Source organism: Nocardioides sp. NPDC101246, assembly GCF_044767415.1.
In the GTDB taxonomy this organism is placed as follows: Bacteria; Actinomycetota; Actinomycetes; order Propionibacteriales; family Nocardioidaceae; genus Nocardioides.
In genome coordinates this window covers 194,957-209,848 of record NZ_JBIWNX010000008.1, presented here as the reverse complement: position 1 = coordinate 209,848, position 14,892 = coordinate 194,957, and the positions used below count along the sequence as shown (strand labels likewise).

At 65.6% G+C, this 14,892-nt stretch carries 12 protein-coding genes; 11 read left to right on the top strand and 1 reads right to left on the bottom strand.

What is annotated here, in order from left to right; translation table 11 throughout:
- Positions 1–7 precede the first annotated feature (7 nt).
- Complete coding sequence (locus tag ACIRON_RS16960) at positions 8–529, top strand: helix-turn-helix domain-containing protein (protein ID WP_402993609.1); 522 nt, start codon at positions 8–10, stop codon at positions 527–529.
- Positions 530–540: 11 nt separating this feature from the next.
- On the opposite strand, the gene ACIRON_RS16955 is transcribed toward ACIRON_RS16960, so the two are convergent.
- Complete coding sequence (locus ACIRON_RS16955; protein WP_402993607.1) at positions 541–1,671, bottom strand: aminopeptidase P family protein; 1,131 nt, start codon at positions 1,669–1,671, stop codon at positions 541–543.
- 176 nt (positions 1,672–1,847) lie between these two features.
- Here ACIRON_RS16955 and ACIRON_RS16950 point away from each other — a divergent pair, with 176 nt between their 5' ends.
- The 10 genes from ACIRON_RS16950 (at position 1,848) to ACIRON_RS16905 (ending at position 14,624) form a co-directional block, all read left to right on the top strand.
- Positions 1,848–3,296 carry an APC family permease gene (locus tag ACIRON_RS16950; protein ID WP_402993605.1) on the top strand — a complete coding sequence of 483 codons (1,449 nt, stop codon included), beginning with the start codon at positions 1,848–1,850 and terminating at the stop codon, positions 3,294–3,296.
- Positions 3,293–3,736, top strand: a complete 444-nt coding sequence (locus tag ACIRON_RS16945) for a hypothetical protein (protein WP_402993603.1) — start codon at positions 3,293–3,295, stop codon at positions 3,734–3,736. Before ACIRON_RS16950 ends, ACIRON_RS16945 begins: the two co-directional genes overlap by 4 nt.
- Before the next feature lie 7 nt (positions 3,737–3,743).
- Positions 3,744–5,090: a dipeptidase gene (locus ACIRON_RS16940; protein ID WP_402993601.1), complete on the top strand. Its 1,347-nt coding sequence runs from the start codon at positions 3,744–3,746 to the stop codon at positions 5,088–5,090.
- 45 nt (positions 5,091–5,135) lie between these two features.
- Positions 5,136–5,258 (top strand): hypothetical protein, encoded by a 123-nt coding sequence (locus tag ACIRON_RS16935; RefSeq protein WP_402993599.1) that lies wholly within the window; start codon positions 5,136–5,138, stop codon positions 5,256–5,258.
- Positions 5,259–5,277: 19 nt separating this feature from the next.
- Positions 5,278–6,888 carry a recombinase family protein gene (locus ACIRON_RS16930; RefSeq protein ID WP_402993597.1) on the top strand — a complete coding sequence of 537 codons (1,611 nt, stop codon included), beginning with the start codon at positions 5,278–5,280 and terminating at the stop codon, positions 6,886–6,888.
- A 1,128-nt stretch (positions 6,889–8,016) separates the two neighbouring features.
- Entirely contained in the window at positions 8,017–10,380 is a 2,364-nt protein-coding gene (locus ACIRON_RS16925) for an ATP-binding protein (RefSeq protein ID WP_402993595.1), read from the top strand.
- A gap of 42 nt (positions 10,381–10,422) precedes the next feature.
- The gene (locus tag ACIRON_RS16920; RefSeq protein WP_402993593.1) at positions 10,423–11,460 is read left to right on the top strand and encodes a hypothetical protein; all 1,038 of its coding nucleotides are present in this window, start codon (positions 10,423–10,425) and stop codon (positions 11,458–11,460) included.
- Positions 11,461–11,477: 17 nt separating this feature from the next.
- Positions 11,478–12,548 carry a phosphotransferase gene (locus tag ACIRON_RS16915; RefSeq protein WP_402993591.1) on the top strand — a complete coding sequence of 357 codons (1,071 nt, stop codon included), beginning with the start codon at positions 11,478–11,480 and terminating at the stop codon, positions 12,546–12,548.
- Positions 12,549–12,552: 4 nt separating this feature from the next.
- On the top strand, positions 12,553–13,653 hold the full coding sequence (locus tag ACIRON_RS16910) for a DUF6923 family protein (protein ID WP_402993589.1): 1,101 nt from the start codon (positions 12,553–12,555) through the stop codon (positions 13,651–13,653).
- 89 nt (positions 13,654–13,742) lie between these two features.
- Complete coding sequence (locus ACIRON_RS16905; RefSeq protein WP_402993587.1) at positions 13,743–14,624, top strand: hypothetical protein; 882 nt, start codon at positions 13,743–13,745, stop codon at positions 14,622–14,624.
- Positions 14,625–14,892 lie beyond the last annotated feature (268 nt).

Sequence of the window (14,892 nt, the reverse complement as noted above, 5' to 3'; positions counted from 1 at the left end):
GAGCCAGATGCCTCCGCAAGGCAATATCTCTGAGGTCGTTGCCCATCCCGTACGACTGCGGGTCCTGCAGGCGGTAGGGGGTCGCGATCTGACCACCGCCCAACTCCGGGACCTGCTGACAGATGTCCCCCAGGCAACGCTGTATCGACACATCGCAACGCTCGTCGAGGCCGGCTTCCTCGCCGTGGCCTCGGAGCGGCGGGTGCGCGGCACGGTCGAGCGCACCTACACGCTGGGCGAGCGGATGGCTCACGTCGAGAAGGCCGAGCTGGCGACGCTCTCCGACGAGCAGATCCAAGCCGGTTTCCTCGCCTTCATCGGCGAGCTGCTTCGTACGTTCGAGGGTTCACTCGCACTCGGCGAGGTGACCCGCAGCCACATCGGGTTCGGCACGGGCGCGCTGTACGTCGATGAGGAGGACCTTGCGCGGATCCAGCAAGGATTCAACGACCTCATCGCCCCGTACCTCGGCGAGGCGCTCGGGAAACAGCGCGTGATGCTGTCCACGGTGCTCCTGCCCACCGAGTAGCGCCGTATGTCTCAGCCGACGACCTTCAGGGAGCGCTCGGTGTTGTTCAGACGTCGGCCACCCTCCTCGGTGACCGTGACGATGTCCTCGATCCGGACCCCGAACTCTCCGGGGAGGTAGATCCCGGGCTCGACGGAGAAACACATCCCGGGCACGAGCGGCTGCTCCTCGCCCTCGATCATGTACGGCGGCTCGTGCGTCGTGGTGCCGATGCCGTGCCCGGTGCGGTGGATGAACCGCTCGCCGTACCCGGCCTCCGTGATCACCTTTCGAGCGGCCCGGTCGATCTCCTGGCAGGCCACGCCCGGGCGTACCGCTTCGACTCCTGCCTGCTGCGCCGCGCGGACGACCTCGTGGACCTCGCGGATCAGCGCGGAAGGTTCGCCCACGCACACCGTGCGAGAGGTGTCCGAGCCGTAGCCGTACATCAGCCCACCGAAGTCGAGGACGACCGCGTCGCCGACCTCGATGGTGCGGTCGCCGGCCTCGTGGTGAGGGTTGGCGCCGTTCGGTCCCGAGCCGACCACCGTGAAGTCGACCTGCTCGTGCCCGGCCTCCCGCAGCAGGCGGGCCAGGTCGGCAGCCACGTCCGTCTCCTTCCGGCCGGCGAACCGGACGCCGAGGATCTGCTCGTAGACCGCGTCCGCGGAAGCACCGGCAGCTGCCAGCCGAGCCAGCTCCTTGGAGTCCTTCACCGCTCGCAGCATGGGAACGGCCTGCGTCAGCGACCGATAGGAGGATTCGGGCAACGCGCCCTGCAGTCCGAGCAGGTGCATCGCCCATGCGGAGTCGGCGATTCCCAACGTCGCATCGGCCGGGATCAAGGCGCTGGCGCGTACGAACGGATCCTCGCCGTCCGCCCAGTCGACGATCGAGAGGCCCGGTGCACCCACGGCACTCTCGACGTCCGGCCGCTCCAGGGTCGGCACCAGCAGCGTCGGCTGCCTGCCGGGAGCGAGGACGAGCACCGTCAACCGCTCGGTGATGGCCGTGGGCTGGTAGCCGGTGAGCCACACCAGGTCAGGACCGGGCGTCACGAGGAGCCCGTCCAGCCCCGCATCGGTCGCGTCGGCCACCGCACGGCTCATCCGAGCCGCGTAGTCCTCGGTCGTGATCGGCACTGGTGACTGCGTCGTGGTCATCGTGTCCTCCTGGTACGGACGATAACCACAGCGGGTCAGGCACGAATCATCCGTTGGGGATGATCCACCTGCGCGAGTGCCATTCCTAACCTGAGCCATCAGCGCCGTCGCTTTTGGCAAGGAGTGATGAGGATGTCCAGATCTTGCAGGATCCCCGCGCCGTTGCGGTGGTCACCATGAGCGCAGGGGACGCGGCAGCGGACCTGGCAACGCGAGCCAAGATCCCGCCCACCGCCTGGATCTCATGGGTGGCGCTGGCGATGATGACCACGAGCTCGGTCGCCAGCCTGCGGGCGGCCCCGACGATGGCGGTCTACGGCCTGGCCTGCGTCTTCTTGTACCTGCTCCCGGCCATCGTGTTCCTGCTGCCGACCTCGCTGGTCTCCGCGGAGCTCGCGTCGGGCTGGGAAGGCGGCATCTACAAGTGGGTCTCGGAAGGTATCTCCAAGCCGATGGGCTTCCTGGCGGTCTGGTGCCAGTTCGCCATGACGATCTTCTACTACCCGAGCCTGCTGGGGTTCGTGGCGAGCACCCTCGCGTACGTGTTCAATCCGGAGCTGGCCAGCAGTGGGGTGTGGACCGCGTGCGTGATCATCGTCGTGTACTGGTCCGGTGTCTGGATCTCCTCACGCGGCACCAAGGGAGTCGCGGGCCTCGCCAGCGGCGGCCTGATCATCGGAACCCTGATCCCGGGCGTCGTACTGGTCCTTCTCGGCATCGTCTTCCTCGGACAGGGCAACGAGTCCGCGGCGCCGATGACCGCCGAGAACATCTTCCCGGTGTGGGCCGGGCTCGCGAGCCTCGTGCTCATCGTCAACAACTTCCTCTCCTACTCGGGCATGGAGATGAACGCGGTTCACGTGTCCTCGCTGAAGGACCCGGGCAAGGAGTTCCCGAAGTCGATGTTCCTCGCCATGGGCCTGGTCCTGGCGATCTTCATCCTCCCGGCGCTGGCGATCAGCTGGATCGTGCCCGCTGAGGAGCTGTCCCTCACCGCTGGTGTGATGCAGGCCTTCGACGCGGTCTTCGCGAACTTCGGCTGGCAGTGGCTGACCCCGATCGTGGGCATCATGCTGGTCACCGCATCCCTCGGCGGCATGCTGACCTGGCTGGCCGGGCCGTCGAAGGGCCTGCTGCTGATCTCGCGCCAGGAGGGCTATCTTCCGCCCTTCCTGCAGCAGCTCAACAAGAACGGTGTCCAGCAGAACATCCTGGTCGTCCAGGGGCTGATCACCACCGTGATCGGTCTGGCGTACGCGTTGATCCCGGACGTGTCCAGCGCCTACTGGATCTTCTCGGTCATCACCACCCAGGTCTACCTGATCATGTACCTGCTGATGTTCGTGGCCGCGATCCAGCTGCGCCGTAAGCATCCCGACCACCCGCGCGGCTACCGCGCGCCCATGCTCGTCGGGATGTGCGGCGTCGGCTTCGCCGCCTCCCTGGCCGCCCTCCTGGTCGGCTTCATCCCGCCGTCGCAGTTCGCGTCCGGAAACTCCGGTCTCTACTTCCTCATCGTCGGCGGCGGCGCACTCGGGCTCGGGCTCCTCGTGCCGTTCTTGTTCTACCGCTTCCGCAAGCCGTCGTGGAAGCAGCCTGAGCCGCAGGAGGTGACCCCGTCATGAGCACCCCGATGGAGACGCAGAGCAAGCGCGAACGCAGCTGGATCTACATCACCGCCCTGGTCCTCCTCGGCGTCCTCGTCGTCGCCGGGCTGATCGCCTTCAACTCGGCCCGGGAGACCCGCAACGCCGAGGAGAAGGCCGACGAGCTGATCGCGGCCCTCGAGGACGCCGGCGCCACCGCCCCTGACAGGGACCAGATCGTGCGGGTCCTGGGCGAGGACGGTGGGGCGACCTGCGAGGACCCGAACGACGCGCTGAGCCGCTCCGTCCTGCTGGCGCAGCTCGCGAACGGGGCGACCGGCCCCGGATCGCGCCCGGTGGTCGCCGACAGCCGGGTCTTCCAGGGCCAGAAGCTGATCATCGAGATCTACTGCCCCGACGAGCTGGAGGAATTCAACGAGTTCGTCGACGATCTCGAGACCGATGACGTGGCGGGGTGAGCGAGAAATGGATCTGAGGGGCCGCATCGCTGACCTCATGCCCCGGGCGCGGGAGGAGCTGGCCGAGCTGGTCGCCATCAAGTCGGTCGCCGACCCGCGCCAGTTCCCGCCCGAGGAGTGCCACCGTGCCGCGCAGTGGGTGCTCGACCACTTCGCGGCTCTCGGGTTCGACGATGCCCGGCTGGCGGAGACCTCCGACGGCAGCAACGCCGTCGTGGGCTCTCGGCAGTGCAGCCGACCCGATGCACCCACGGTGCTGCTGTACGCCCACTACGACGTGCAACCGCCGCTCGACGACGCCGCCTGGCAGACGCCGCCGTTCGAGCTGGTCGAGAAGGACGGGCGCTGGTACGGCCGCGGCACGGCTGACTGCAAGGGCAACATCCTCATGCACCTCCTGGCGCTCCGCGCCTTGGGGCCGGACGTACCGGTGAACCTCAAGCTGGTCGTGGAGGGGTCCGAGGAGCAGGGCACCGGGGGTCTGGAGGCGTTCGTGGTCGACAACGCGGATCTGCTCCGCGCCGACACGATCCTGGTCTGCGACACCGGGAACGCGGCCGTCGGCCAGCCGGCGGCGACCGTCAGCCTGCGTGGCATGGTCAACGTGGTCGTCACCGTCGAGGCCCTGGCCTCGGAGGTGCACTCCGGCATGTTCGGCGGTGCCGCCCCGGACGCTCTCGCAGCCCTGATCGCGATGCTGGCCGGTCTGCGGGACGCAGCCGGCAACACCACCATCGAGGGGCTGGACAACACCCGACGCTGGGAGGGCGAGCCGTACCCGCCCGAGCAGTTCCGCAGCGACGCCGGACTGCTCGACGGGGTCCAGTTGCTCGGTGACGGCTCGGTGTCGGACATGTTGTGGGCCAGGCCATCGGTCACGGTGCTCGGCATCGACTGCCCGCCCGTGGTCGGCTCGGCGGCGGCGATCGTGCCGAAGGCCGCCGCGCGGCTGAACCTCCGCATCCCACCCGGGCTCGCGCCGGACGTGGCACAGGAGGCGCTCGAAGCGCACCTCCACCGGACCGCACCCTGGGGTGTCCACGTCACCATCGAGGTGGAAGCCACCGGCGCGCCGTTCCGGGCCACCATCGACGGACCGGCCTACCGGGCGATGGGCGCGGCGATGCTGGAGGCCTACGAGAAGCCGATGGCAACCCTCGGGCAGGGCGGCTCGATACCGTTGTGCAACGTCTTCACCGACACCTACCCCGACGCCGAGATCATCCTGATGGGCGTGGAGGAGCCGCAGGCGTTGATCCATGCGCCGAACGAGAGCGTGGACCCGCGTGAGATCTCGAGCATGGCACTGACCGAGGCACTCTTCCTGCAGCGCTACGCCGCCGCGACGACCTGACCGGTCTTCCTCCCACGGCTGGATCGCGCGCTTAGGCTGAGCGACGTGGACCTTCCTGTGATGCCGCCGATCCTGCCGATGCTCGCGAAGCCCGCGAAGGGCGTGCCGACCGACGGCGGCTATGCGTTCGAGCCGAAGTGGGACGACATCGGTTCTAGTTGTACGTAATTGGCGCTACGCTGCAAGAGTGAAGGCACGGCGGAACGACGGCGGGCCGCAGGCGCGGCGCGGAGTTGGTTACACGCGCTACTCAACCGACGAGCAAGGTTCCACGGCTGAGCAGCGCGCGATCAACGATGCTGTCGCCTCCGAGTACGACATCGTGTTGGTCGGCTCGTTTGCGGACGAGGGTGTGTCCCGCAGCCTTGCTGACCGACCCGGCCTACAGGAGCTCTTCGACTACCTGGAAACCAACCTGGACGTGCGCTACCTGGTCGTCAATGAGCTCGAGCGGCTCACCGCCGGCGTTGGACAGCGTCAGCAGATCACGACCGTGTGCAAGCGACTGAGCATCACGCTTGTCACGGAGGACATGGGGTTGATCGACCCGCACGACGAGGACGCGATGTACGACGCCGATGTGCGCGCCGTGAACGCGAAGGGTGAGGTGCTCAAGGTCAGGCGCCGCACGCGCCGGAATCTGCGAGCCAAGGTCGCCGCCGGCTCCACCGTCGCGATGCGCCCTGCCTACGGCGTACGCATGAAGCCGCTCGTGGTCGATGGCATCGAGCTTCCCAGTGGAATGCCCGCCTTCGTCGGCGGACGCAAGGTCCGCTCTGGGCAACTCGAACTGCACCCAGATGAGTACCCCTGGCTCAAGCAGATCTTCGCCTGGGCCGACGAGGGCGTGCCCTCGGACGAGATCGCCCGCCGCCTGAACGCCGAAGGAGTGCCGACCAAGACACGGAAGTCCGCCTGGGGCGGCAACACCATCAACGGGATCCTCGACAACCCGCTCTACAAGGGTGAGTTGGTATGGGGCCGACGGCAGGTCCTTCGTGACGAGAACGGCAAGACCTTCCTGGAAGCCCGCGCTGACGACGATCCGGGACGGGTCATGAAGCTGTCCCCGCTCGGTCCGATCGTGGATCCCGACCGCTGGGACCGGGTGCACAACCAGCGCATGGCTCGACGCGGCGAGCGCCGCATGAAGAAGCGCGTCGTTCCAGAGCATGTCCTCGATCGCTTCGTCTACTGCGCCCGCTGCGGCCACCGGATGTATGCACGAGTCGACAATCCCGGCAAGTCGAACATGAAGATACGGATCAGGTTCTACTGCCCTGGAACCCGACCAGGAATGGTCGCCAAGGACGGCTACTCGGGCACGTGCAAGAGCGTGAACAGCATGCTGGCTGACCGCATCATCAAGGGCGTCGGATCACAGCCGATCCGAGGCGGCACCAAGGTCCATGTGACGGTCAGCCGAGGCGTCTCCAAGAACGAACATGCTCGCAAGAAGGCTGTTCTTGATGCCCGCATCACGGAGTCTGAAGCCGAGTGGAAGAACGCTAAGCGCCTGGCGATCAAGGGACTCCTCGACGACAACGATCTCTCGTCCACGAAGCGTCACACCGACGAGGCCGTCGCTGCCGCACGCGCCGAGTTGGCAGACCTCGGCGAGACGGCGCAGATCGAACTCCTGCCGTTCGCCGGCGAGATAGCCGAACGGTTCACTGAGTTGGCCCGAGGCCTTGAAGACGAGTCCACACCTGTCGCCCTCCGGCAGAGACTGCTACGCGACTTCGGCATCGACCGAATCTACGTGGACAACCCAGACGTCCGCGTCGAGCTGCTCTAACGGCACTCCGGCCTTGAAGGCCTCACGCTTCGCCTTGAACGCCGCCAAGGCCCGCACCGCCCGGGCATCCTGTTCTGCGGTAAGCGTGGTCGCCCGCCAACCATCGCGGGCGCGGAGCTGCAGACGCGAGGCCGCCGCCGGATCCACTGGCGCACGGCTCGCTGCCAATCCTCGACGCGCGCCCGTTCCCTTGTCCCCCACGGCAGATTGCACCCCCTGACGCCGTCGACACGGCGCCCCGCGCCGACACTCCCCAGGGTCGACGACGGGTTGCGAGTGGCCACCACACCCGTCCATCTCCCGCAGCGACCTTCAAGTCCTACATGGCGTACTCGGAAAACTCGCCTCTGACCTGGTCGAACTAGGTCAGAGGCAAGTTTCGATTTGCCGCGTGGGAACGCTACGGGAACACCGATCGGCCAGCAGAATATTGCCTCCCGGTCAGCAGTTATTGCTCCGGTCCATGCGCGGGACATGACGACCTGGCCGCGAGCCCCAACAGCGCCTTCGGACCCATTGCCCCCTGCGCTGTTGCACAGATTCTCGACGCCTTGGGAACTGTCGGCGTCGCAGCCGTCCAGTTCCCAAGCGTCGTCGACAAGGTCTCGACCGATCTCGTACGGCTCCTGATCCGCAAATTGGTGCAATTCTGGGCTCCCTGAATCCAGCAGACACCCCACCAGAGCGCCAGCACCCAGGCACACATGCGGCAACCTACTGCGACGCCTGACAGCCCAGCCCAGGCGGGCGGTGCTCGCCACGACCGGCAACCGACCACGCCCCGGCAGGCCTAGCCGGGCGTATCCGCCATCAAAGGTGACCTGATCGCACACTCAGCACAGTCGCCACGAACGAGAGATACCGAGAGACCTCTAAGAGTTCCTGACCCATGGCACTGCCACGCGACAGGCAACAACCAACCAATGTCATTCCGCTTGTTCTGACACCCCTTCCATCCACAGTCCTCCAACCTCTAATATTTAGAGATACAATGTCTCAATTAACGGTGCGGGCAGGCCACCTCGCCGACCGAGCCGGGCCGAACTCGAACGGAGCAAGCGTCATGATCCTCCGAACTTCCATCCACCCGGAGAATCCGGCGAGCCTGATCCCTGGCTGGTGGCGTACATGACCGTAAGCCACCTCTCCGGATACACCGCGATGCAGACGCGGCAGCCAGAGGCGACGGAGCCCGTGTCCGAGTCCTCCATGTCCCATGGCAACCTTCCGTCCGCCTTGAGCACCATCATCGGACGGCACGCCGAGTCGTCGGAGGTCAGTCGGCTTCTCGCCTCTTCTCGCCTGGTGACGTTGAGCGGCCCCGGCGGGGTCGGCAAGACACGCCTGGCTCTCCATGTAGCCAGCACCTACGCCGAGCCATATCCCGATGGCGTCTGGTGGATACGTCTCGAGGACCTCGCGCAACCCACGCTCCTGGGACCGATTATCGCAGGTATCGTGGGCGAACCCGGGCAACAGACCCAAGACCCGGCACTGACGATCGGTAACCGGCGCATGCTCTTGGTGCTGGACAACTGCGAGCACATCGTCGACTCTGCAGCAACGGTCTGCACCAGCCTGCTCGAGCACTGTCCCTTCCTCACGATCCTGACCACGAGCCAGGAACCACTGCACGTGGAAGGCGAGTCGACGTACGCAGTGCCTCCACTTCCCCTGCCGAAACGCTCGCACGCAAGTGGCGATGGCGACCCACATCATTCCGACGCCGTCGCTCTCTTCCTGGCCCGCGCGGTGGCAGCCAACCCCCGGGTCCAGTTCAGTGAGGCCGACATCGGACTCATCCACTCGCTCTGCAAACGCCTTGACGGGTTGCCCCTGGCTATCGAGATGGCGGCGGCCGCGACACGATCGCTTCCGCTGTCCGCGTTGGCCACACAGCAGGAGATGCCCCACGACCTACATGTGGAGGGCTACAGCACCGCGACCGCACGGCACCACACCCTTCGAGCGACCCTGGACTACAGCTATGAACGTTGTGATGAGGCCGCTCGCAGCCTCTGGCGCTCGTTCGCGGTGTTTCGTGGGGGCGCAGACCTGGCTGCCATCGAGAGTGTCTGCTCCACCCATGAGATGACCGAGAGCGGCGTCCAGAAGACACTGACGTCCCTGGTCGACAAGTCCATCGTGTCCTTCGACGGTCGCCGGTACCGCATGCTCGAGACCATTCGCGCCTACGGCGACGAACGACTGCGGGAGCATGGGAGCGAGCAAGAGGTCAGCCGATCCCATCACCGCCACTTCGCGACGTTGGCCAAGGAACTGGAGACAGGATGGTTCGGCCCGGACCAGACCGCGCTTCTTTCCCAGGCGGCAGGAGAGCTGGCCAACATCCGCGTGGCCATGGAACACAGCATCGGCGACGAATCGTGCTCATGCAGCGGTCTGGAGATGGCCAGCAGGCTGTGGCCCCTCTGGATCGGCTCTGGCCTTGTCGTCGAAGGACGCCACTGGCTCGATCGTTTGACCGAAGCACATTCCGATGTGTGCAACGGACACGTCTTCGCGCTCTGGGTCGGCGGCTTGCTGCGCGCTACGGGCGGCGACAGCTCCGGCGCGCTACCGATACTCGAGCGATGCCAGGACCTCGCCACAGAGCTCGACGATTCCGCGGCTGCGGCGCATTGCACCCAGGTCCTAGGCCTGGCGGAGCTGCTCGACGGTCGTAGGGCCACGGCGATCGAGCGGCTCGACGAAGCAGTCACCCTGGAGCGTCATATCCCGGAGTTCAACGCGTACCTTCCCTTCGCCTTGGTCAACCTCGGCGCAGCGCTCTGCTACGACGAACGCGTCCAGAGAGCCGTGAAGATCTTGGACGAGGCACGCGAGCTCTCAATGAAGCATGCCGAGCAGCTGTTGCTCTCTTGGAGCGAGGCCTATCTGGGCCTCGCTGCCCTCCTCGACGGGCGCGCCTCGAGCGCTGTGGCACCCTTGACATCTTCCCTGGCTCGCAAACGCAAGCTGCAGGACAGCTTGGGCCTGAGCTTCGTGCTCGAGCTGCTCAGCTGGGCAGCGATTGCGCACGGCGACATCCACCGCGCCGCACGCCTGATCGGCGCCGTGGAAGCTCTTTCTCAACCGTTGGGTACCCATCTGGCGGGCCTCGAGCAGATGCTGCAGTGGCACTCCGAAAACGCGGAGAAGGCCCGCGCGGCAATCGGAGAGAAGGCGTTTGAGGCTGACGTGGAAGCCGGCCGGGCGCTCTCGCTGGATGATGCCATCGCCTTCGCCACAGGCATCAGACGTGAGGCGCCTCGCGACCATGTGGCGATCGAACGCCTGACCCCCCGCGAGCAGGAGATCGCCGCGCTCGTGGCCAGGGGCATGACCAACAAGGAGATCGCCGCTCAACTCGTGGTGTCGTCACGGACGGTGAGCACTCATGTCGAGCACATCCTCGCCAAGCTCGGTTTCCGCTCCCGGACCCAGATCGCAGTGCTCTTCCGGACAAGCACACCGGACAAAGCTACGTAAACGCGCCACCACATATACGTCATGAGATCCGCCATTTGACGTATGCGAGAGCGGCCCGCATTTACCAGTCTTGTGACTCCCATCACTTCTACAGAGGAGTCGCAGATGACCTCCCAGCGCGACGCGCTGTATCCCACGGAAGAAGGATTCGTACAGCCGTTCCCGGCCGACGAACTCCTGCACAACGACGTCCCCCCCGACGCGGACTTCACCCTGTCAGAGACCTCGTACTTCGGGTTCAACATCCCCGAGGCAGGTATCGACTGCGAGATCTACGCGTGGTTCCATCCGACGCTGCGCGTCGTGAGCGGCGGTCTGATGATCTTCCAGGGCTACAAGACCGTTGCCGGACAGGCCGATTTCCTCGACTACCGGAACACGATGCCGTATCCGGACGGAGACATCGACGACGTCCACTACCCCACCGGTGTGCGGATCAGGGTGGTCGAGCCCCTCGAGCACATCGAGATCCAGTTCGAGTCTCCGGACGGGCAGACCAAGCTCGACGTGACGTGTCGAGCCATCATGCCTGCGGCTGGACGGACCGATGGTCGGCACTTCGTCCAGGCGATGAAGTGCAACGGCGAGCTTCTCCTACGTGGCGAGCGGCACGTCATTGACAGCTACTTCACCCGCGACCGTTCCTACCTCCTCCCCCGGGCCGAGGTCGAGCACCCCGTCGAGCCCTTTTCCTGGGCGGCAGGTGTCTTCGGCGACGATCTCGCCTTCCACGTCGTGGGGGGCGACTCCGAGGAGATGTCCCCGAAGGCTGCTCACTGGGGGTACATCTGGCGCGACGGCGAGCTCAGGGGACTCTCGCAGATGCGGAAGAAGACGCTTCGCGAGGCGGACGGCATTTGGCCCACGAGTGTCGAGATCGACCTGGTCGACAGCCGTGGCGACACCTACGAGATCCGTGGTACAGGGCGCTCGCTTCTGCCGTTCCCGTTCTGGCCGAACATGATCACAAACCTCATGTTCACCCGGTGGGAGCTCAACGGGCGAGTGGGCCACGGCGACTACCAGGACATCCATTTCGGCCACACGCTGCGGGAGATCCCCTCCCCGGTCCGCGGCTGACCACGAGGAGAACAGACATGAACAACCAGATCCAATTTCCGAAGTCTGTCGACGATGTGACTGCTGACTGGCTCACGCAGGCGCTGGCGAGTCGGTACCCCGGCACGCGCGTCGCGCGGGTCGTCAATTCGAACGTCATCTGGGGCACGGCAACGAAGATCCTCCTCGAGGTCGAGTACGACCAGGCACCCGCCGAGGGTGGCCCCGGTACGAAGCTCTGCGTCAAGGGCGAATTGGACGAGCGCGTCCGCGAGGCGATGAGTTCGTGGGAGTCCACTCCGACTCAGCTCGAGGTCACCTTCTACGACGACCTGCTGCCGCGTCTGTCCGTACCTGTCTCGCCTGTCTACTTCGGGCTGACGGAGCCCGGAGTCGGCGGCATCCTCATCATGGACGACCTCAATGAGCAAAGCGTTCGGTTCGGCGATCCGCGGACCACGTGGTCCGTCGACGAGGTCGCCAGCGGACTGGACACTCTGGCCGCCCTGCACGGCAGTACCTGGGGGAAGGACTTCTCCGACGTACCGCAGATCAAGGTGGGATCCCCGACCGTGAGGAGCGCCGTCGCGGCGTTGTTCTCGGAGGAGAGCTGGGAGAGCACGATGAGCGCTCCGACCGCACCACCCCTGCCGGAGACGTTCGATCGTTCGCGCATCCTCCGCGCCTACGAGGCATCGTTCAAGTACGACGACGCGGCTGACCTGAGCCTGGTGCACGGCGACGCACACCTGGCGAATGCCTTCTTGACCCAGAAGGGCGAGGCCATCTTCCTCGACTGGGCCGGGCCGTGCATGGCTCCGTGGTCCTTCGACGTGGGCTACTTCGTCACCAGTGCTCTGGATCCTGAGGTCCGCCGGGCTTCCGCGCGCGACCTGCTCGACCACTACCTCGCGGCGCTGGCGCGCCACGGCGGCCCCGTTCTCGATCGAGAAGAGGCGTGGGTGGACTTCCGGCGTCATCAGCTGCATGGCGTCATCTGGGCGATGCTCCCCACGACGATGCACCCGACCGAGAGCGTGCATGCGATGACCGAGCGGTACGCATCCGCCATCGAGGACTACAACACTTTCGAACTTCTGGAGGCCTGAAAACATGAGTACAACGCAGAACCGACGAGCCCGCCGGATGTGGCTCGCAGTCACGGTCGCCTCCGTGCTAGCACTGTCGCTGGCACCGTCAGGTCCGGCCCATGCCGAGGACGGTGACGGCTACCACTTCGACGAGATCAAGGTCTCCGACACCACTGACCTCATTTGCAATCAGAAGGGCGGACCTGACGGCGACATGTGGTTCGTCGAGGAAGGTGCGACCCGGATCGGGCACCTCGACCTCGAGACCGGTGATGTCAAGAAGTTCCCACTGCCTCCGATGGTGACCGTCCCCTTCCTCGGGGACATCGCCTTCCCGTCGACCCTTGCCGTCGGACCGTGCGATCTCGCCTTCGACGAGGACGACAAGCTGTGGTTCAACTTCCAGCAGAAGAACGTGGTCGGCTATCTGGAGACGTCGCCACCGTACGAGATCAAGACCTTTCCGTTGCCGCCGGCATCGGTCCCCATGAGTATCGCTGAGGGCGCCGACGGCTACATGTACTCCACCCTCCTGGGGCAGAACAAGATCGCAAAGATCAACCCGACGACCGGCCACATCGACTACATCAGTGTGCCGACGCCGGCCTCGGGGATCATCGGAGGAACCGCGGGCAAGGACGGCTACCACTACTTCGTGGAGTGGTTCGGAAACAAGGTGCTTCGGCTCGACTACGAAACCGGCGAGATGCGTGAGTACCCGATTCCGTCCCCCGCGTCGCTGCCCATCGTCATCCGTTGGATCGATGGCGCTCTGTGGTTCACCGAGATGACCAGCGGCAAGATCGCACGCTTCGACCCCACGACTGGCGAGATCGAGGAGATCCCCGTTCCCAATCGCCTCGGCGTCCCGATCAGCCTGACCGAAGGTAAAGATGGCGACATCTACTTCGACAACTCTGTCGGCGACACGATCGGCCGGCTGGACCCGCAGACCCGAACAATCGTCGCGGACTACCCGATCCCGAGGAAGATCACCTTCCCGGAGGAGATCACCACCGGTCCCGACGGCGCGCTGTGGTTCCCACAGACCTTGTCCGGGCACCTTGGACGGCTCTGGGTGGACTCCTTCGGCACCGACCCCGGCGCGCCCCCGTCCAACTGACGACAGCTTCATTCCGTCAGAAGCCAGGTAAGGCGGGCGCTGGTACCGAGGTGCCAGCGCCCGCCTCACCTGGCCCAGTGGGCGCCCCGTTGGGCGCCGACCCACGAACCACTCCCCCGCCGACGCGTATCCCGTGGACGGCGATTCGACCCACCGAAAGGGTTCTGATGCTGACTTCTCAACGACTCGCACTCGACCTGCCGCCAACCGATGCTCCGATGCCTCAGACGACACAGGGCGTTCTCATCGCGGTCACCATCCTCGCCACCGTCGCGATGGTGGCGTGGGTGGTGTGGCTCCGACAGCACTCCGGAAGCACAGCTCCGCTGTTCGTTCTGGTCGGATCGCTTCTGGTCGTGTTCTATGAGCCTCTCGGCGACTCGCTCCTGGGGGCCTACTATCCCGAGGCCGGGCAAGTGACAGCCATCCACGCCTTCGGCAGGGACATGCCGCTCTTCGTCCTTCTGCTCTACCCTCCCTACTTCGTCCCGTTCGTCGTCGCGTTCCTCGAACTCGCACGTCGTGGCTTCACCGTCCGCTCCTGGTGGACGCTCTGGGTCGTGACCCTCGTATCGGGCGGCCTCATGGAGATGGTGTTGATGCAGTTCGGGAATCCGTGGCTCTATTACGGGCGGCAGACGTTGATGATCTTCGAGTTCCCGCTGTGGGTGACGGTCACCAACGTCACCTTCCTCTTCGCCACGGCCGTCGTCGTGCGCTTGATCGTGACGCGACTCGACACTCGGCACCATTGGATGGTGATCCCGGCTGTGCCCATCATGACCATCTCTGGTCATGCGGCGGTCGCGCTCCCCGGGGCCGCAACCAGGGAGAGCTCCAGCGATCTCGTCATGCTGGCCGGCGGGTTGGGATCCATCGCGGTCGCGGTCCTCATCGGCTACGCGTTGAGCCTGGCGTACGTCGGTAGAGGAGCCCCCGCGGTGGAGCCGACGGTCGACGCCACGCGATAGTCGTTGTCCACCTGCGCATAGTGTCGGCACTCGCTCGCCGAGCCGCTTCTGAACGAGCTCGCCGAATCGCGTGACTCTCGCGGTTGCCCCATCGACGCCGCTCGCGAGCAAGTAATGGGCCCCAGCCCCTGATCGGCGGCGGGAGTAGAGGCCCGCCCCGACAAGGAGTCCTAGGCAGCGTCGCAACAGATTCAGTGGTGTCAAACCGAGAATCGGAGTGAGCCGAGTACGTCCACTAACAATCGAGGTTGAGGCAGCACTCGACCAT